A 418-nucleotide genomic window follows, 5' to 3' on the forward strand; every position below is an offset into this window, starting at 1 on the left:
GACGTCGTTCATCTCATGCGCCTAGATAGCCATCGAAATCTATTAAATTGTAATTTAGTATTTAATAAATACTAAATGGTGGAGACGAGGAGATTCGAACTCCTGACCCCCTGCTTGCAAGGCAGGTGCTCTCCCAACTGAGCTACGCCCCCGTAATGGGTTCACTTAAGTCTCGATAATCTATTCCGAAGAATCCGTTATCTTTTATAAGCTTTTCCTATTATTTTAGCTCTTAATGTCTGTACTCTACACAAAAGTGTATTTCAAGTTATATGAGCCAACTGGTGGGCCTAGGTGGACTCGAACCACCGACCTCACGCTTATCAGGCGTGCGCTCTAACCAGCTGAGCTATAGGCCCATATCTGTAGATTGAGAGTCTTTACAGATCTCTCAAAACCAAACAATGATAAGTGTGTA

Annotated in this window: 2 tRNA genes; both read right to left on the reverse strand. The window is 42.6% G+C overall.

The window, feature by feature from the left end:
• Positions 1-76: 76 nt before the first annotated feature.
• Positions 77-152 (reverse strand) — tRNA-Ala (locus tag DWV85_RS09290).
• A gap of 130 nt (positions 153-282) precedes the next feature.
• A tRNA-Ile gene (locus tag DWV85_RS09295) sits at positions 283-359 on the reverse strand.
• Positions 360-418: the final 59 nt, after the last annotated feature.

The sequence above is a fragment of the Veillonella sp. AF13-2 genome, from assembly GCF_003603295.1.
Taxonomy (GTDB): domain Bacteria; phylum Bacillota; class Negativicutes; order Veillonellales; family Veillonellaceae; genus Veillonella; species Veillonella parvula_E.